Genomic DNA, 18,410 nt, shown 5'->3' with positions numbered 1-18,410 from the left:
TTTAATTTTGGTCTTTTTTATAAAATCTATCTAACGGAAAAAAACAAATAATAAAAGAAGGAAAGATAAATGAAGAATAAAAATAAATACATATTAACTATGGTGTTACTTATGGGATTAACCGCTTGCGGAAGTGACGACTCGAAGCAAGTTGACACCACACCTGACATTATTGCGCCCATGCCAAGTTTAGTTGCCTTTGATACTGACGGTACTCTTAATGCTAACATTAGACGTACTAGTTATGGTGTGCCTCATATTACAGGCGATAATTTACAAAGTGTTTCTTTTGGCTCAGGGTATGCCTATGCACAAGACAATCTTTGTATCTTAGCCGATCAGATTTTGAAAGTACGTAGTGAACGTGCTAAATATTTTGGTCCAGATAAAGTGTTAGGATCGGGTGATTCAGGTAATGTTATTTCTGATTTTGGGCACCATGCCCTCGGCGTTATGACGTCTGCAGCAAAACTATATCCAAGTTTGTCAGATAATACCCGAGCAGTTATTGAAGGTTATGTTGCGGGTTATAATAAATATTTGAAAGAGACTGGTATTGAAAATTTAGCGCCACTTTGTGTTAATCAACCTTGGGTAAAACCAATAACTCCAATAGAATTAACCGCGTATTTATTTGCTACATCACAATATGCTAGTGGCGCAAATGCGACTTTTATGCAGCTTGCTTTTTTGGCTAATCCTGGTGATGGCACTGAATATTTACCTTATGTAGGTGCAAGAACTAAAAGTGCATCTAATAATAAAGCTAAAAATATCCTTGCAAATATTGAATCTGTAGCTGCCACATTTAAACAGACAGATATAGATTTAGGAGACTTAGGTTCAAATGGGTGGGGAATAGGTAAGGATAAAACTGAAAATGGCAAAGGGATTGTTCTTGCCAATCCGCACTTTCCTCATACAGGACATTTAAGATTTTATCAATCACATATTACAATCCCAGGTGTAATGGATGTTATGGGAGGGGCTCTACAGGGCTTTCCTGTACAGAATATTGGTTTTAATCAACATTTAGGATGGACTCATACAGTTTCTAAATCACGTCGATTTGTGGTTTATCAATTAAGTTTAGAAGCTGAAAATAAACAGCACTATGTAGTTGATGGAGAAAATCATGATATTGAAAAGAAAACATATTTTATTGAGGTAAATGCAGGTAATGGACAATCTGTTATTTTATCAAAAGATTATTTTTACTCACACCATGGCTTAGTTATTGAAACTCCGCCAAGTAATGGTATGGAGTGGTCTACTAGTCATGCTTTTACGCTTCGTGATGCCGCGGCAGAAAATACAGATATGGTTGACCATTGGTTAGCGATGAATTTAGCCAGTAACCTTGATGAATTTCAACAAGCATTTAAAGATTTTGATGGTATTCCTTGGGTGAACACTATGTTTGCAGATGACCAAGGTAATGCTTTTTATATAGATAAATCTCGCGTTTTAAATCTAAATGATACCGCTTTAGGCTTAATGAGAACTGATCCTGTTTTAGTTGGAACACGTCAATCTGTTGGCTTTGATATCTTACCTAATGATACAGCACTATTTGAGCCTAACGGTTTAAATAGCTATGAACAAGCACCTAAATTATTAAATAATGACTATGTTCAAAATTCCAATGACTCTTATTGGTTTACTAATCCGTCGTCACCTTTGGATAGTTATTCTATTTTATATGGTGATGATTTTAGCGCATTGTCATTAAGAACCAGAATGGGTTTAAAAATGCTGTCTGACAGTGCTGGTGAAGATGAAAAATTTTCAGCAACAGAGGTTGAATCTGCTTTATTAAGTAACCGAGCCTATTTAGCTGAAGCCGTTCTTGATGATTTGGTAGCACAATGTCAAGCTCAAGGTAATACAGAAGTTACCTTAGATAATGGTTTAAATGTTGATATTTCTCAGGGATGCACAGTGCTTGCTAACTGGGATAGGCGCTTTAATAAAGTTAGTCAAGGGGCTCATTTATTCAGAGAATTTGCTTTTAAATTTAATAGTAAAAGTCAATTTGCTGTCAGTTTTGATCCCGATATGGCGGCGCTAACACCTAATACATTAGTGAGTGATGGTTCAGTATTAAGGACATTGGCAGCGGCAATTAAAAATGTTGAGGCATCAGGCTTTATGCTTGATGCTAGTATTGCTGATATTCAATTCACTGAAAAATCAACATTTGATGGCCATGCCAGTGGCATTAAATTTCCGTGGGCGGGAGGAAATCATCGAGAAGGTGGTTTTAATATATTTTCATCTGCAAAAACTGATGACACATTATTCCCTATACACCAATATCCCCCAGTACTTGATGTGGAAACTGCAATGCCTTTGTCATCAGGTTTAACAACCCAAGGGTATCATCTTAATTATGGTTCGAGTTGGATGTTCGTGGTTAATTTTACCGATAATGGCCCACTTGCACGCGGCTTGTTGAGTTATTCACAGTCATCTAATGTAAACTCAGAGCACATTGATGATCAAAATCGTTTATATTCAGAAACAACGGCTTTAAGGCCTTTGCTATTTAGTGAGGCAGACATTAGTGCAAATATTATTAGTGAGCTTGATATTAGTTCAAACTAGGCATTGTTGATCTTTCATATTTAAATAAAACAAGCCTTTAAATAACACTAAAGGCTTTTTTTTGTTTTTTTTATCCCCATATAGCATCGTATTAGAGAAGTTATAATAGCGTGAAGCGCTCAGGAGTGAAGCTTGGAATTTTTATACGAATATGGTTTGTTTTTAGCTAAAACAGTTACTTTTGTCATTGCGATTATTGCTATCGTAGCCGTAGCTACAGCGTCAGCTATTAAGCATAAACATAAAAAAGGTGAGTTAGATATTACAGATTTGTCAGAGCAGTTTGAAGAAGTAGAGCAAGAAATTGCTCATGCTTTGTTGAGCAAGGAAGAATTAAAACTCAAAGAGAAAAATGACAAAAAATTAGCAAAAGAACAAGCTAAAGCAGATAAGGCCTCAGCCAAGAAAAAAGAAAAATCAGGCATTGATGCTATAGCAGAAGGTAAATCGAAAGTTTTTGTTATTGATTTTAAAGGTAGTATTGACGCTAAGGAAGTTAGCTCTCTTCGAGAGGAAGTGTCGGCTATTTTATCTGTTGCTTCTAAAGATGATGAAGTCTTTGTTCGCTTAGAAAGTGGTGGAGGAATGGTGCACGGTTATGGTTTAGCTTCATCACAACTTGACCGAATCCGCCAGCATGACATCCCGCTAACAGTCTCAGTTGATAAAGTTGCGGCATCAGGTGGTTATATGATGGCTTGTGTGGCTAATAATATTATAGCAGCCCCTTTTGCTATTCTTGGTTCTATTGGCGTAATTGCGCAATTACCTAATTTTAATAAATTATTAAAGAAGAATAATATAGATTTTGAACAGTTTACCGCAGGTGAGTTCAAACGTACTGTTACCATGTTTGGTGAAAATACTGAGAAAGGTAAAGAAAAATTTATTGAAGAACTTGAAGAAACGCATATTTTATTTAAAAACTTTGTTAATGAACACAGACCCAGTTTAGATTTAGAAAAAGTAGCCACAGGCGAGCATTGGTTTGGTACAAAAGCACTAGAACTTGGACTTATTGATACAATACAAACCAGTGACGAGTATTTACAAAAGCGTAGTAAAAGTCATAAAGTTGTGGCTATTAAGTATGAAGTTAAAAAAGGCTTAGCAGAGAAGTTAGGAAAAGCAGCGTCTCTTTCTGTAGACAGTGTGTTGGGCAAATTAATGCAAAAGAATCGTATTTTTCCAAGTTAACAATAGTTATTTATTAGCGGTTTTATGCTGATTATTAGTAACAAAAAAACAAGCGTAGTTTAAATAAAGGCTGTAGGTAGAATACTTACAGCCTTTATTATTGTTGTTAATCTTTCAAATGATGAAAATCTATTTCTTCTATTTTATTGCCTGCATCAGCATTGATATACATATCGTTGTCAAATTGCCCTTCGGATTTTGCTACGATAATGCCAACCATACTATCGCCCGTTACATTAACTGCCGTGCGGGTCATATCAAGTAATCTGTCAACACCAATAATTAATGCTATTCCTTCAACGGGCAAGCCAACTTGTTCTAATACCATGGCTAGCATAATTAAACCAACACCTGGAACACCAGCGGTACCAATTGAAGCAAGGGTTGCTGTTAAAACGACAGTGACATAATCGGCTAAGGTTAAATCTTGACTAAATACTTGAGCAATAAAAACAGTGGCTACCCCTTGCATGATTGCTGTTCCATCCATATTGATGGTTGCACCTAGTGGTACTGTAAATGAGGCGATTGAATTTTTAACGCCCATTTTCCTTGTGGCTGTTTCTAATGTGACTGGAATAGTGGCGTTGGAGCTTGCTGTAGAAAAGGCAAAAATTGCCGCATCTCGCATTTTCTTTAAGAAAATAAGAGGGTTTAATCCTGTGAGTAATTTTAGTATTAATGGGTAGGTGATCAGTGCATGACCAATCAATACAAAGAATACAACAAAAAAGTAACTAATTAAATTACTGATGGTTTCTATTGAAACCGTGGTAAATAATGTTGCGAGTAATGCAAATACACCATATGGCGCAATATTCATCAAAATAGCAACCAAGCGCATAATAATTTCACTTAAATCTTCAAAAAGTGCAGCCACTCGTTCACCCGCTTTACCTGATAAAGCAATAGCTATACCAAATAAAAGAGCAAAAACAATTATTTGTAACATCTTTCCTTGCGCAAAAGCATCAAAAGGGTTGGTAGGAAACATTTGAATAATTACCTGTGCCAAAGAGGGGGCTTCTCTTGAACTGAAACTGGTGCTTGCCGTCATTCCTACGCCTTCACCCGGGCTAATGATAATAGCAACGAAAATTGCCATGCTGATAGCAATTGCCGTGGTAACTAAATAAAGGCCAATAGCTTTACCGCCTATACGGCCAAGCTTTGTTGTATCTTGAAGCGAGCATACACCGCAAACAAGCGATACAAATACCAAAGGTACAACAAGCATACGCAAGCTTGCCATAAATACTTGGCCCATAATTTCAAGTACGCCATTAACAAGGACGTTTTGCAGTGAAAATTCAAAGAAGAATAAATTTAGAACTACATCATTGCCATTAGGCATTAGCCACTGTAATAATGAACCGAGGAGTATTCCTGCTATCATGCCGATAACAATGCGAGTTGTTAAACTGTATTTTTGGGGAGTGGTCATAATATATAGATATGTTATTTATATTGTTAGACTTGATAGGTTAGCAACAATTTAAAAGATTAAAAACAATTTTACACATTTAACCCGAGGATAATTTTATTTTTTAGTTAACTTGCTGGATGTTTACGCTTTTTTTATTTTTTGAGGATTAAATTGTACTTTTTTGTTATTTATCAGTTAATATGTTTAAAGTTGGAAATTTAGTTTAATCATAAGAAATAGGGATACCTTTATGGAGTTACTTCGACGATTTAGTTTTACTCTGTTATTAATGACGTTAACCATATTAACAGCGTGTGGAGGCGGTGATGGAGGGCTCTCAACTGATAATGGGGGAACAGTACCCCCTCCCGATACAGGGCCTGTGGCTAGTAGTATTACTTTATTAGCTAGTTCGAAGCAACTTGCTTCAAGCGGTGCTGAAGTTATTCTTTTAACTGCCATCGCTAAAGATAGTAATAATAATTTACTTGAAGGTGTTTCTATTAATTTCAGTTCCTCCTCTGGTGATATAGGTTTTGCCGTTGATGAACTGGGGCAAAATATTACCTCAGATATCACAGGTTCTGACGGTAAAGTGATTAGAAATTTAGCAACAGAAACAGACAGCAATAACCGGGTAATAACAGTAGAAGTTACAAGCGGTAATGTCAGTGATAGTATTGATATATACGTTGTTGGTACTACAGTATCACTATCAGGCTCTTCAGTATTAGCAATTAATGATGTTAATAATTATACCATTAAGGTCTTAAATTCTGATGGTATTGGCCTTGCTGGTGCTTTAGTTGAACTGTCACTTTCGGGGGAAGCTACCCAGGTTGGTGGTGCCGTTGCTAATATTACGTTACCTACGGAAGAAGTGAGAACTGATGCTAACGGTCAAGTTAAATTAGATATTGTAGGAACTTCAGAAGGTACGAATAGTATTGTTGCAAGTGCTTTTGGTGCAACAACCGTAGTCCCTATCAGTGTGCAAGCAGATACTTTCTTGTTTACTGGCTTCAGTGACGGCACGAATACAGTTGATTTATCAAATGAAGAAATTCCTGATGTTTTATTATCTAAAACTGCAACAGCTACGCTAACTTGGTTACGTTCTGGGGAGCCTGTTCCTGATGGAACAGTGGTTAATTTTACTACCACGAGAGGGAGTTTAGGTAGTGCTTCAACAACAACGGTTGCTGGTAAAGCCACAGCCACAATCACATCAACCAATGCTGGTAAAGCCATTTTAACCTTCACTGGTACTACGACAGTTAATGACAAAACAATTGAATTAAATAATCAATTAGAATTTGAATTTATTGCTGATAGTGCGTACCGATTAATAGCGCAAGCATTCCCTGTTTCAATAGGGCCTAATGGCCAAACGTCCACAATTTCTGTCACTGTTAGAGATTCAGAAGGAAATTTAGTTAAAAATAAAACGATTGATTTTGATCTAGATGATGTCAGTAATGGGAGCATTTATCCTGCTTCTGCTGTCACTGACAGTAATGGTAGTGCGTCAACAGTTTACACGTCAAACAATACTTCTTCATTTGAAGGTATATCAGTTAAGGCAACGGTTAGAGGGGCGTCAACAGAAATATCTGACACAGTAAATATGACGGTTGCTGACCGTGAAGTGTTTATTGCTTTGGGTACGGGTAACAGTATTTTGCAATCAGATATAAACACATATAATAAACAATATTCTGTGTTTGTAACCGATATAGACTCAACACCTATTCCTAATGTTGATTTAACCGTATCGGCTATCCCTAAAGAATACTTCAAAGGAACTTGGGGAGTTGTGTTAAATGATGAAGGTAAATTTGACCATTATGCTCCGTTTTATTCAACAGTATGTGCAAATGAAGATATAAATAAAAATGGTATATTAGACGACCTTGATAATGAAGAAGACACCAATGGTAATGGTATATTAACACCTGGAAATATTGTAAATGCCCAAGGTACTGTTACTACTGATGAGCAAGGGAGAGCTTTGATTGATATCGAGTATGCCGAAGTTTTTGGTGGTTGGGCTAATGTAGAATTAATTGTTTCAACAAAAGTTAAAGGGACAGAAAGTTTTGCTAAAGTCTTATTTAGACTAGATATATTGTCTGAAGATGTAGTACAAGAAAATGTCGCCCCCGCTGCGTTCATTTGGCCAAATGGTCCTTTTGGTAGCTCAAATTCATGTGGGGATGCTGATTAGTTTGGGCTGCGCATATTGGTGAACATAAATGGCTCTTTTAAGAGCCATTTTTATTTATTCAATTTAATAATTTCCAAAAATCATACCAGTTTCATTAATTAGGTGATCTACTTTATGCGCAGGAAAAACAGCCAAATACAAGGCAGTTTTTTAATAACTAGTGTTCTAATTATTAAATAAATAACGCAGTAGTTGGTTGTTTTAACCAGTAGAAATGATCACATAGTTAGTGAGATTGGTATTAGTTGCCAAATTAGTGCTTATTCATTTCACCAATTAAAAAGGCAGAAATTTCACCAGCTACCTTTAATGTTTTTTCTTGGCTAATTACCCCTAAACCTGAACTGTCTGTAAAGGGGGCAATTTCCATCATATCTGCACCCGTTATGGGGTATTTTGTGGCAATAGCGCGAAGTATTTGCATTGCTTCTTCTGGCATTAAACCATTTGGTTCTGGAGTGCCCGTAGCTGATGCAAAGCTGTCATCAATCGCGTCAATATCAAAGCTAACATAAAGCTCATCAATATTTTGCTGTGCTAGTTGTTGTAGAATATTGTTGATGACCTTTTCTATTCCTTTATCCTTAATTTCATGTGCCCAATGTTGTTTAACACCAAAGGTACTTTCCCAATGTGATTTAGGTTTTCCACTTGAACGTATACCAATTTGAATTAAATGTTCTGGTGCAGGTAAATCATTTAATATATGAGTACACCAAGAGCCAAAACATAAATCAATACCTAGGCGCTCAGTTAGTAGATCTGTGTGGGCATCAAAGTGGATAATGCTAGTACGTTTACCTTGTTGTTGTTTTGCTTGTAAATACGCTTTGGTTAGTGGATAGCTAACACTGTGATCTCCACCTAGCCCAAAAATACCTTTGTCAGGAAATGCAGCATAAAAATCATGTAAAACATCTTCAGTAATACTGAGGGGACTAACACAATATTCACTTTGCGAATTTTGATATAAAGCTTTTCGGCAATTGGTTATTGTCGCATCATTTAAATATTTGTCTGACAATAAGTGCGGAATGATGCGAACATCTCCCAAATCATAGAAGTTTAGAGCAGGGTAATTTTCAAGTAATGTGCTGCGAATAAATAAGGGACCCCAATTAGCACCTCGAAGGATACCACCTCCACAATCTGATGCTACACCTAAAATAACGGCATTAGAGCTATCTGGAAGCTTGTCTAAAGCACTTTTCCATAAATTATCTATGCCACTGACTTGGCCAAAAATTGTTTGATGTAATTGCTCTTTACGCTCCTTCGCAGTATTGACGGTAAAAACTCCATTTCCTGGAGGGCATAAGCAGTGAATTAGTTTGTTTTTTAGTTGTGCGGTTAATTGCGACATTGTTGCCTCAGTATTAGATCTGAATAATTAAAAATACCTGCTTAATTGAGTTTTTTAGACGTTAGCCCTTATTTTTTTCAGCAAAGTCGATTATGATTGCGCTGAAATAGCGTTAATTATTTTTAATAAGCGTTGGTATTAGTACATGGGCATTATAGTCAAAAGCAGCAAAGAGTAATAGGTAGGCGTGCTTGCTTAAAAAATAAATGCTTGTTAATTTGCATAATTATAGATATATGTATAAATAGGTATGCAATCATGTTTTTAAAAAGATACCCTTAATTAGCCTTGTTTGAGTGATATTAAAGAGCATGCTCGCACTTTTTACCTCAAATAGTGAATGAATAATAAAACAGAAATTAATTTAGCTTCACCTGTAGATAAACGGTTGAAGTAAGTAGGATTACAAACTTTTATGGCAAAATCACTTGTTATTGTCGAATCGCCAGCCAAAGCGAAAACAATTAATAAATACTTAGGAAAAGACTTTATTGTAAAGTCGAGTGTTGGGCATGTACGTGACTTACCCCACAGCAGTACAGGGAAGAAAGTTGCCACTAAATCACCTGCAGAAGTACGTAAAATGGCACCTGAAGCGAAGGCTAAGTACAAGGCCAAACGTGACAAGCTAGCGTTAGTTAACCGAATGGGAATTGATCCTGAAAAAAACTGGGCGGCTAATTATCAAATTCTTCCAGGAAAAGAGAAAGTTGTCACAGAGTTACAAAAACTAGCTGAAAAAGCAGACATCGTTTATCTCGCAACCGATTTGGATCGCGAGGGAGAAGCGATTGCTTGGCATTTAAAAGAGCTCATTGGTGGTGATGACGATAAATTTCGCCGAGTTGTCTTCAATGAAATAACGGAAAGTTCGATAAAACAAGCCTTTGCTACGCCAGGTGAATTAAGTATGCCTGGTGTTAATGCACAACAAGCTCGTCGTTTTCTTGACCGTGTTGTGGGCTTTATGGTTAGCCCGTTACTGTGGAAAAAAGTTGCCCGAGGTTTGTCTGCGGGCCGAGTTCAATCAGTTGCGGTAAAGTTAGTTGTTGAGAAAGAACGTGAGATAAAAGCGTTTGACCCTCAAGAGTTTTGGGAAGTAGTTGCTGATACACATGCGAGTTCAGGTGAATCGTTAACGTTGGATGTAACACATGAAAATGGCAAAGCGTTTAAACCCACTAACAAAACTGATACTGACAAAGCATTAGCAGTATTAAAACCAGCAGAATATGTGGTGAGTAAACGTGAAGATAGACCTTCAAAAAGTACACCTTCAGCACCTTTTATTACGTCAACATTGCAACAAGCTGCCAGCACTAAATTAGGGTACGGCGTGAAACGTACCATGGGTTTAGCACAACGTTTATATGAAGCAGGTCATATAACGTATATGCGTACTGATTCAACCAATCTAAGTAAAGATGCGGTTGATATGTGCCGAAACTACATTAGTGAAAGTTTTGGTGAAAATTACCTGCCTGAAAAACCTAAAGTATACGGTTCAAAAGCTGGTGCACAAGAGGCGCATGAAGCCATTCGTCCGTCAAATGTAAAAGTTGAATCTGCTTTTATGGAAGGCATTGAGGCCGATGCTAAAAAACTTTACGATTTAATTTGGCGACAATTTGTTGCCTGTCAAATGACAGCAGCACGTTATACTGTAAGTACGTTAACAATCAGCGCTGCTGGTTTTGAGTTAAAAGCGAAAGGTAGGGTAATGCAATTTGATGGTTGGACTCGTGTTCATCCACAATTGACCAAGGGCGATGACAAACACTTACCTGATTTAACGGTAGGTGAGGTATTAGCGCTAGACAACTTAGAGGCTGCGCAGCATTTTACTAAGCCACCTGCACGTTATGGTGAAGCATCTTTAGTGAAAGAGTTAGAGAAACGCTCTATTGGTCGTCCTTCCACTTACGCTTCTATCATTTCAACTATTCAAGATAGGGGTTATGTTCGTTTAGATAAAAAGCGTTTCTATGCTGAAAAAATGGGTGAAATAATTACAGATAGCCTTTCAATTAGCTTTGAAAAGCTAATGAGTTATGATTTTACCGCGAATATGGAGCAGGAGCTTGATGCGATTGCTGTTGGCGAGCTTGATTGGAAAGCAGTGTTAGATAAATTTTATGATAACTTTAGTAAAAAGTTAGCACTTGCTAATCTTGAAGCTGAAGAAGGTGGAATGCCGAATAATAATCCTGTACTAACGGATATTGATTGTCCAACGTGTGGGCGTAAAATGGGTATTAGAACCGCTTCAACAGGAGTGTTCTTAGGTTGTTCGGGTTATGCTTTACCACCTAAAGAGCGTTGTACAACCACCATGAACTTAACGCCAGGCGAAGAAGCTATCAGTGTATTAGCAGAAGATCAAGAAACTGAAGCCTTACGCGCTATGCACCGTTGTAAAAAATGCAATACAGCCATGGATAGCTATCTTATTGATGAAACCCGTAAACTGCACGTGTGTGGTAATAATCCTATTTGTGATGGTATTGAAGTAGAAAAAGGGACTTTTAAAATTAAAGGGTATGATGGCCCTGTTTTAGAGTGTGATCGATGCCAAGCCGATATGGAATTGAAATCTGGTCGTTTTGGTAAATATTTTGATTGTACTAATGCGGAATGTAAAAACACCCGTAAGTTATTAGCTAATGGTGAAGCTGCGCCACCAAAGGAAGATCCTGTTCAATTACCTGAGCTTGCTTGTGAAAAATCTGAGGCACACTTTGTTTTGCGTGATGGGGCTGCTGGCATCTTCTTGGCTGCTAACACTTTTCCTCGTTCACGTGAAACTAGAGCACCAAAAGTTGAAGAATTAAAGCGTTTCAGAGACAGAATTTCGTCTAAGTTTTATTATTTAGCTGATGCTCCAGCGCAAGATAATAAGGGCAATCCTAGTATTGTTCGTTATAGTCGTAAAACAAAAGAACAGTATGTTATGACAGAGGTTGAAGGTAAAGCGACAGGCTGGACGGCAAAATATATTGATGGTAAGTGGGTTGAGGATATACCTAAACCTAAGAAAAAGGTCACTAAAAAGAAAGTGGCTGTAAAGAAAAAAACAGCCGAGAAAGAAGAAAGTTAGTGTTGAATGAGTGACAAGTTACGAAGACAATTTGTAACTTGTCACTGGTCAATATATGTCACTGATTATTAGCTTTAATCTAACCCCTCTAATTCATCAATTACTTGCCTTGCTTGGGCTATTGTACAATCAGTTCTTGCTATCAAGGCACTGATAGTTACTTTGTCAATTGTTGCTGCAGTTCTTAATAGTTCATCATGAGTTAAATGCTTATATTCATTTTTTAGTTGTTTAGCTAACCACAACCAGCTTGGTTCATTTGATGACTCTATGAAAGTGATAATAGCCTGTAACTGTTCAAAATTTGCTTTAAGTAACCAATGACGAGATCGGCCAATACGTTTTAACTCACAGCCTTGTAGTCTTATGTATGCCTTTAATGCATAAGCTTTCATTGTTCTTCGTAAAAAGGAATTCAGGGTAATAGAATTGACTTTTTCCACGCTATAATCTCAATTATTCATAAGAAAAAGCCAGCATTAGCTGGCTTAGTTATATAGACTGAATGACACGGTTATATTAATTGCATTTTTATGTACGAACCAGTCATGGCCTACCAGTAAAAATTTACCATTTCTTTTTAGGTTGAAATAAAATATCTAATTCATCTTCTTCATTTTTTGCTTTTCTCGCCGCATCTGAAGCATTAGTAATTTTTAATGCTTCAGTAATTTCTGCTAATAAAGAGGTAATTTCAGTCTGTTTAGCTACTGTGTACTCTGTTTTTTTCGCATGACTATCTAAAGTTTGTAATGCTTTTTCAAAGTATTGTCGAGCAGAGCCATACATCTCTTTACCTTGCGCTTGACAACCTCGTTTGATTAAACTTTCGATATTTATTTTTAATTGCATGGCATCTAAGCGCAGATCTTCTTGTGCAAAGATGGTTGGATCCAGTGCACCTTTTGATTGCTCTGATTTTAATATGGTACGTAGTTTTTTTATGCACTGTAATGTTGCTAATATCTGTTTTTCATTATCAGGTAATATGAAATTTGCTTCGTTGCTTTGGTTGGAAGCTGCATCTTCTGCCACTTCTAAGCGAGATTTAAGCTCATCTATTTTCTTCTTAAGGCCATTAACATCAGGCATTAACCTTTGTACTTCTTTAGCTGCATTTAAACACCTTCTATTTAAAATTTTAGCAAGATTTGGACTAGAAGGAATTTGAGCCAAGTTAAAAATAAGTTCTTCGCTTTCATCTATAATAGCTTTCTGTTTTGCCACTTTAACTCTTCTTTCTGCATCTTGTTTTTCTTTATGTTGTTGTATCGCACTAACCACGACAACAAAGATGATTAAGGTAATGAGTAAACCTATAATAATAGTGACCATGTTATAGCTCTTATATTTTAATAATGTGAATAACTATCCACCTTGATAGTAGCAGTCTACAAAAAATGTCATGCTTAGCAAAGCCTAACTTACAATTTATTATTTAATTTAGTTATTTAGCTCTTAGATTAGAGATTTGTAAGCTAAATTATTCCATATTAAATTTTAATTTATAAAAATTTAAATTTAATATGGAATAAATCCTTAATTAAGTATATTATTTTGGTCTAAAAAAAGATCCTACACTCGATGCTTGAGGCAGCTTAGGTATACATATGAAATTGCAACAATTGCGCTATATAGTAGAAGTACTAAACAATAACCTAAATGTTTCTGCTACAGCAGAGGTTCTTTTTACTTCTCAGCCAGGTATTTCTAAGCAAGTTAGAATGCTTGAAGATGAATTGGGAATTCAAATATTTGGTCGTAGTGGTAAACACCTGACCCATGTTACGCCTGCAGGGCAAGAAGTCATTAATATTGCTCAGCAAATTCTTTCAAAAGTTGAAGGAATAAAAGCGGTTGCGCGTGAACATACGCAGCCTGACGAAGGTAAGCTACGCATTGCGACAACTCATACCCAAGCCCGTTACGCTTTACCTGAAGTAATACAAGGTTTTATCAAAAAATACAGTAAAGTCTCTCTGCAAATGTCTCAAGGTACACCAGCACAAATTAGTGATGCTGCAGCGAAAGGTGAAGCAGATTTTGCCATTGCAACAGAATCTTTACATTTGTATAACGATTTGGTTATGTTGCCTTGTTATCACTGGAATAGAAGTGTTATTGTGCGAAAAGATCACCCTTTAGCACGAAAACAAAACCTAACTATTCAAGATATTGCTAAATATTCTCTTGTAACTTATGTTTTCGGTTTTACAGGGCGTTCTGAATTAGATGCTGCGTTTGAAAAAGCGGGAGCAGAGCCCAAAATTGCTTTTACAGCAACAGATGCTGATGTTATTAAAACTTATGTGCGTTTAGGTGTTGGTGTTGGTGTTATTGCCTCAATGGCAATTGATCCTACCATTGATAACGATTTGGTAAGTATTGATGCTAGCCATCTATTTAAAGCGAGTACAACAAAAATTGGCTTTAGACGAGGGAGTTTCTTACGAGGATATATGTTTGATTTTATTGAGCGTTTTGCCCCACATTTAAATAAACATGTAGTTACACAAGCCATGCTGTTAAAAAATAATGCGGAAGTTGATGAAATGTTTGCTGACGTGACGCTACCAATACGATAATAAGAAGTAAGATACCCCTTTTGTATAGGCGTGATTATCACATTACTCTGTTACTCACATTGGTATCAATTGCTACAAAGCTCAAACCTTTGGTAAATAAAATTTAAATTACTAAAATTACTAAGTTATATAGACAGAAATTGATTGCCCTATTTTACTTTAGTAGGGCAAGGTTAATTGTTTACTTCTTGCTGGTTAATTATACCTGTTTAACATTCAGTAATATTTACTGCTAAGCCGCCTCGCGAAGTTTCTTTATATTTAGTTTTCATATCATTACCTGTGTCCCACATAGTTTTAATAACTTTATCTAGCGAAACTTTGGAGGTACCTGTACCGCGCAGTGCTAATCTTGACGCATTAATTGCTTTTACTGAGCCCATGGCATTTCGTTCAATACAGGGAACTTGAACTAAGCCACCAACAGGGTCACAAGTTAAACCTAAATTATGTTCCATACCTATTTCAGCGGCATTTTCAACTTGAATTGGTGTACCACCCATTATTTCTGTTAAGGCAGCTGCTGCCATTGAACAGGCAACACCTACTTCTCCTTGACAGCCTACTTCAGCGCCAGAAATAGATGCGTTGGTTTTGTATAAAATGCCAATAGCTGCAGCGGTAAGTAAATAACGAATACAGTCGTCTTCAGACACGGGGTTTACAAATTTGTCGTAATAACAAAGCACCGCAGGAATAATACCCGCAGCACCATTGGTAGGCGCTGTTACTACTCGGCTTCCTGCGGCATTTTCTTCATTAACAGCCAAAGCAAATAAATTTACCCAGTCCATTGCGGTAAGCGGATCATTAGACTTTTCTACCATTAAAGAGCGGTATAATGCTGGCGCACGGCGATTAACTTTTAAACCACCAGGCAATATTCCTTCAGTAAGTATGCCCCGATCGACACTACCTCGCATTGCTTGCCAAATAGCAATTAACTTAGTACGTATGGTTGCCTCATCATTTAAGCACTTTTCATTGTGCATCATAATAGTACTGATACTTAAACCTTTTTCTTGTGCTATAGTCAGCAGCTGTGCGGCGTTTGTAAATTTATGCGGTCGGTCGATATTCTCATGTAGAGATAGTGCTTTATCCTTCTCTTTCTCAAAGTCACAATCTAGCACGATAAACCCACCACCTATAGAATAATAAGTTTGTTCTAACAGGATTTTTTCGCCTTGGTAGGCAAAAAGTGTTAATGCATTGGCGTGTGCTGGTAATCTTTTTCTATGATGATAAATAATGGCATTATTTTTTGGAAAATTTACCAAATGGCTACCATCGAGTTGTATTTTTTGACGTGTCACCACTCCAGCAAGAATAGTTTCAATGGTGTCTACAGGAATCGTTTCTGGGGTTTCGCCAGATAAGCCTAAAATAATGGCTTTACCTGTACCGTGGCCAATACCTGTTTGACCCAAAGAACCAAAAAGTTCACATTTAACGCGATTCGTTTTTATGAGTAAAGTTTGTTTTTTTAGTTCTTCAACAAAAAGTTTTGCTGCTTTCATTGGGCCAACAGTATGAGAGCTTGATGGGCCAATGCCTATAGAAAACATATCAAATACGCTAATCATGTTTAATTCCGAATAAAATTTTAATATTTTATGTTTTGTTTGGTGTTAATATGGTTAATGATAGCTGAAAGATATAATTTTTGACAATAAATATTCGATTTTGTTAGCATGAAGTTGTTAGTATAAAATTAAATATGTTGGTACTAGGCTAATAACGTTATTTTATTCGGTTAACTAAGTCTTTCATCATTGCAGCTGTTGCCCCCCAAATATTATAGTGCTTATAAGGGTAAAAGTGCACATTGTGATGGCGGCCATGACGATAAGAGTCGACTATAAGATGGTTTTCGTCTTGCAAAAAGTGTTGTAGTGGCACGTGAAATATTTCATCCACTTCATTTTTATCTTTAATGTAACTCTGAACGGAGTCAATCATGGCAATAATAGGTGTAACTTGATAGCCACTGATAATTTCATAACTTGGAAGTTGGCCAATAACAGTGACGTTTTCGGGATTCAGTCCTATTTCTTCTTGCGCTTCTCTTAATGCTGTGTGGGTAAGGTCTATATCTGTTTGTTCAACTTTGCCTCCAGGAAAGCTGATTTGTGAAGGGTGATGCTTTAAATGGCTGGCTCGTTTTGTTAATAACACCTGCAAACCATTTGTGGAAAATGTGTTTTGGTTATTGTCTTCTATATAATTATCTGCTGTGTTTAGGTTATCACATAAAGCGATTAGTACCGCTGCTGATCTAAGAGGCGCATGGTGTTGGTAATTATGACAGGAATCATATTGTTGTTTTAGGTGGAATCTAAATAAAAACTCGTCTTTATTCATGGTTTTTATTTTCCTTCTTATTCAGTTTAGCTAATACAGGTAAAATACGATTTACCTTATCAAAGGTTTCTTGAAACTCACTTGTTGCCGTTGAATCTGCAACTAAACCACCACCAGCCCAACAATATATTTGATTAACTTTTGAGGGAGAAATATTATGTTCATTTTTAATAGCAATCAAAGTTCGAATAGTGATACTGGTATCCATGGTGCCACAGCTTGAAATATAACCTATGCTGCCACAATATACACTGCGTCTATGAGGTTCAAGTTGTTCAATAATTTCCATGGCACGAATTTTGGGAGCGCCTGTGATAGAGCCGCCAGGAAAGGCACCACGCAGTAAATCATGAGCATTACAATGCTCTGCAAGTTCACCTTCCACGGTACTCACTAAATGATGAACCGCAGGAAAGCTTTCAATAGCAAACAATTTAGGCACTATTACCGTGTTCGGTTTACAAACTTTTGATAGATCATTACGCAACAAATCAACAATCATTAAATTTTCAGCACGGTCTTTAGTTGAGTTCAGTAATTTTTCTGCGTTGGTAATATCTTGTTTTTTGTTAATATTCCTTGGCATAGTGCCTTTAATGGGTTTACTTTGCACCTTGCTTTGTTGACATCGCAAAAAACGCTCTGGTGAAACACTTAAAATACTTGCGTTGTCTAATCGCATAAAAGCAGAAAAAGGTGCTTTGTTTGCAGCCCTTAGTGCACAGTATGCTTGAAATTCATCACCTTGATATTGAGCATTAAAGCGTTGGGCTAAATTGATTTGATAACAATCACCCGATGATAAATATTGCAGAACTTGTTCAAATTTCTCCGTATAAGTGGCTTTATCCATGTTGCTGTGCCAAGGGGAAGTTAAAGTAAAGTTTTGTGTATTATCGTTATTATTGTTTGGCGTTGTTATTAATGAATGTAAAAAATTTTCTAAACTCTCACGCTTATCTTCTGGACAAACCAAAAAATATTGTGCTGATTTATGCTCATAAATAACTGCTTGAGAATAGATACCCATCGCCATTTCAGGTAGTGTTATGTCCTGTTTTGCTTTTGTAGGTAATTTCTCAAAACGGCGGCCTAAATCATAGGATAAATAGCCTAATGCCCCTCCTACAAATGGTAAATTATGCAGAGGTGATTTTACTGGTGAGATAACTTGATTTTGAATTTTTTCTAGTAAAGTTAAAGGGTCATCTTCACTTATTGTCGTATTAGCGGCTGTTAAATTATTTTTATAATAAATATGGGTTTTATTGCCATAAGTACTTAATGTGACTTCAGGTTGCCACACTAAAATATCAAAACACGCATCAATATGTTCGCTTTCTCCAGAATCGAGCCAGACTGCCCAAGGTTGTTGTGCTAAGGGCGTAAATAAATCTAATGGGGTAACTGATGTTGCCAAGGTCAATTTTTCAACAGACAGGTTTAGCGGTTTATATGACAATAAAGTTTTGGAATGCAAGACGGTGGTTACTCAAGTTATTGATGAATCAGTGTATCTTAAAATTACTGGATAATTATCCAAT

At 36.7% G+C, this 18,410-nt stretch carries 12 protein-coding genes; 5 read left to right on the top strand and 7 right to left on the bottom strand.

Annotation, left to right across the window (positions count from 1 at the left end):
- The first annotated feature begins 69 nt into the window (after positions 1–69).
- Positions 70–2,607 carry an acylase gene (locus ACE1OF_RS06500; RefSeq protein ID WP_448893439.1) on the top strand — a complete coding sequence of 846 codons (2,538 nt, stop codon included), beginning with the start codon at positions 70–72 and terminating at the stop codon, positions 2,605–2,607.
- Positions 2,608–2,739: 132 nt separating this feature from the next.
- Positions 2,740–3,804 (top strand): protease SohB, encoded by a 1,065-nt coding sequence (sohB, locus tag ACE1OF_RS06495; RefSeq protein WP_448893438.1) that lies wholly within the window; start codon positions 2,740–2,742, stop codon positions 3,802–3,804.
- Between the two features lie 106 nt (positions 3,805–3,910).
- On the opposite strand, the gene ACE1OF_RS06490 is transcribed toward sohB, so the two are convergent.
- The gene (locus ACE1OF_RS06490) at positions 3,911–5,248 is read right to left on the bottom strand and encodes a dicarboxylate/amino acid:cation symporter (protein WP_448893437.1); all 1,338 of its coding nucleotides are present in this window, start codon (positions 5,246–5,248) and stop codon (positions 3,911–3,913) included.
- Between the two features lie 232 nt (positions 5,249–5,480).
- Between ACE1OF_RS06490 and ACE1OF_RS06485 the strand changes: the two genes are divergently transcribed.
- On the top strand, positions 5,481–7,457 hold the full coding sequence (locus tag ACE1OF_RS06485) for an Ig-like domain-containing protein (protein WP_448893436.1): 1,977 nt from the start codon (positions 5,481–5,483) through the stop codon (positions 7,455–7,457).
- A gap of 253 nt (positions 7,458–7,710) precedes the next feature.
- On the opposite strand, the gene ACE1OF_RS06480 is transcribed toward ACE1OF_RS06485, so the two are convergent.
- Complete coding sequence (locus tag ACE1OF_RS06480; protein WP_448893435.1) at positions 7,711–8,820, bottom strand: arginase family protein; 1,110 nt, start codon at positions 8,818–8,820, stop codon at positions 7,711–7,713.
- 415 nt (positions 8,821–9,235) lie between these two features.
- Here ACE1OF_RS06480 and topA point away from each other — a divergent pair, with 415 nt between their 5' ends.
- Positions 9,236–11,917, top strand: coding sequence for a type I DNA topoisomerase (gene topA, locus ACE1OF_RS06475; protein ID WP_448893434.1), 2,682 nt, complete (start codon positions 9,236–9,238; stop codon positions 11,915–11,917).
- Between the two features lie 74 nt (positions 11,918–11,991).
- Here topA and ACE1OF_RS06470 read toward each other — a convergent pair whose 3' ends face one another.
- Both ACE1OF_RS06470 and ACE1OF_RS06465 read right to left on the bottom strand, forming a co-directional pair.
- The gene (locus ACE1OF_RS06470) at positions 11,992–12,360 is read right to left on the bottom strand and encodes a ribosome recycling factor family protein (protein ID WP_448893433.1); all 369 of its coding nucleotides are present in this window, start codon (positions 12,358–12,360) and stop codon (positions 11,992–11,994) included.
- Positions 12,361–12,484: 124 nt separating this feature from the next.
- On the bottom strand, positions 12,485–13,252 hold the full coding sequence (locus tag ACE1OF_RS06465; protein WP_448893432.1) for a hypothetical protein: 768 nt from the start codon (positions 13,250–13,252) through the stop codon (positions 12,485–12,487).
- Between the two features lie 275 nt (positions 13,253–13,527).
- On the opposite strand from ACE1OF_RS06465, the gene cysB reads away from it, so the two are divergent.
- Positions 13,528–14,502: an HTH-type transcriptional regulator CysB gene (gene cysB / locus ACE1OF_RS06460; protein ID WP_448893431.1), complete on the top strand. Its 975-nt coding sequence runs from the start codon at positions 13,528–13,530 to the stop codon at positions 14,500–14,502.
- Between the two features lie 209 nt (positions 14,503–14,711).
- Here the strand turns inward: cysB and ACE1OF_RS06455 are convergent, their stop codons facing one another.
- The 3 genes from ACE1OF_RS06455 to pabB all read right to left on the bottom strand — a co-directional run bounded on the left by ACE1OF_RS06455 (position 14,712) and on the right by pabB (position 18,292).
- A complete protein-coding gene (locus tag ACE1OF_RS06455) occupies positions 14,712–16,088 on the bottom strand; it encodes an L-serine ammonia-lyase (RefSeq protein ID WP_448893430.1) in 1,377 nt (458 codons plus the stop codon).
- Between the two features lie 157 nt (positions 16,089–16,245).
- The gene (locus ACE1OF_RS06450) at positions 16,246–16,866 is read right to left on the bottom strand and encodes a CoA pyrophosphatase (RefSeq protein ID WP_448893429.1); all 621 of its coding nucleotides are present in this window, start codon (positions 16,864–16,866) and stop codon (positions 16,246–16,248) included.
- The gene (gene pabB, locus ACE1OF_RS06445; protein WP_448893458.1) at positions 16,859–18,292 is read right to left on the bottom strand and encodes an aminodeoxychorismate synthase component I; all 1,434 of its coding nucleotides are present in this window, start codon (positions 18,290–18,292) and stop codon (positions 16,859–16,861) included. Before pabB ends, ACE1OF_RS06450 begins: the two co-directional genes overlap by 8 nt.
- Positions 18,293–18,410 lie beyond the last annotated feature (118 nt).

The sequence above is a fragment of the Colwellia sp. E150_009 genome (genome assembly GCF_053543955.1).
Note: the sequence above shows the minus strand (reverse complement) of the source record. Positions and strands in the feature narration are given on the sequence as shown.

Bases quoted from the DNA above. Each gene is read 5' to 3' on its own strand.
- cysB (WP_448893431.1), top strand. From the start codon at position 13,528: ATGAAATTGCAACAATTGCGCTATATAGTAGAAGTACTAAACAATAAC.
- ACE1OF_RS06465 (WP_448893432.1), bottom strand. From the start codon at position 13,252: ATGGTCACTATTATTATAGGTTTACTCATTACCTTAATCATCTTTGTT.
- ACE1OF_RS06490 (WP_448893437.1), bottom strand. From the start codon at position 5,248: ATGACCACTCCCCAAAAATACAGTTTAACAACTCGCATTGTTATCGGC.
- topA (WP_448893434.1), top strand. From the start codon at position 9,236: ATGGCAAAATCACTTGTTATTGTCGAATCGCCAGCCAAAGCGAAAACA.
- ACE1OF_RS06455 (WP_448893430.1), bottom strand. From the start codon at position 16,088: ATGATTAGCGTATTTGATATGTTTTCTATAGGCATTGGCCCATCAAGC.
- ACE1OF_RS06480 (WP_448893435.1), bottom strand. From the start codon at position 8,820: ATGTCGCAATTAACCGCACAACTAAAAAACAAACTAATTCACTGCTTA.
- ACE1OF_RS06450 (WP_448893429.1), bottom strand. From the start codon at position 16,866: ATGAATAAAGACGAGTTTTTATTTAGATTCCACCTAAAACAACAATAT.
- ACE1OF_RS06485 (WP_448893436.1), top strand. From the start codon at position 5,481: ATGGAGTTACTTCGACGATTTAGTTTTACTCTGTTATTAATGACGTTA.
- ACE1OF_RS06500 (WP_448893439.1), top strand. From the start codon at position 70: ATGAAGAATAAAAATAAATACATATTAACTATGGTGTTACTTATGGGA.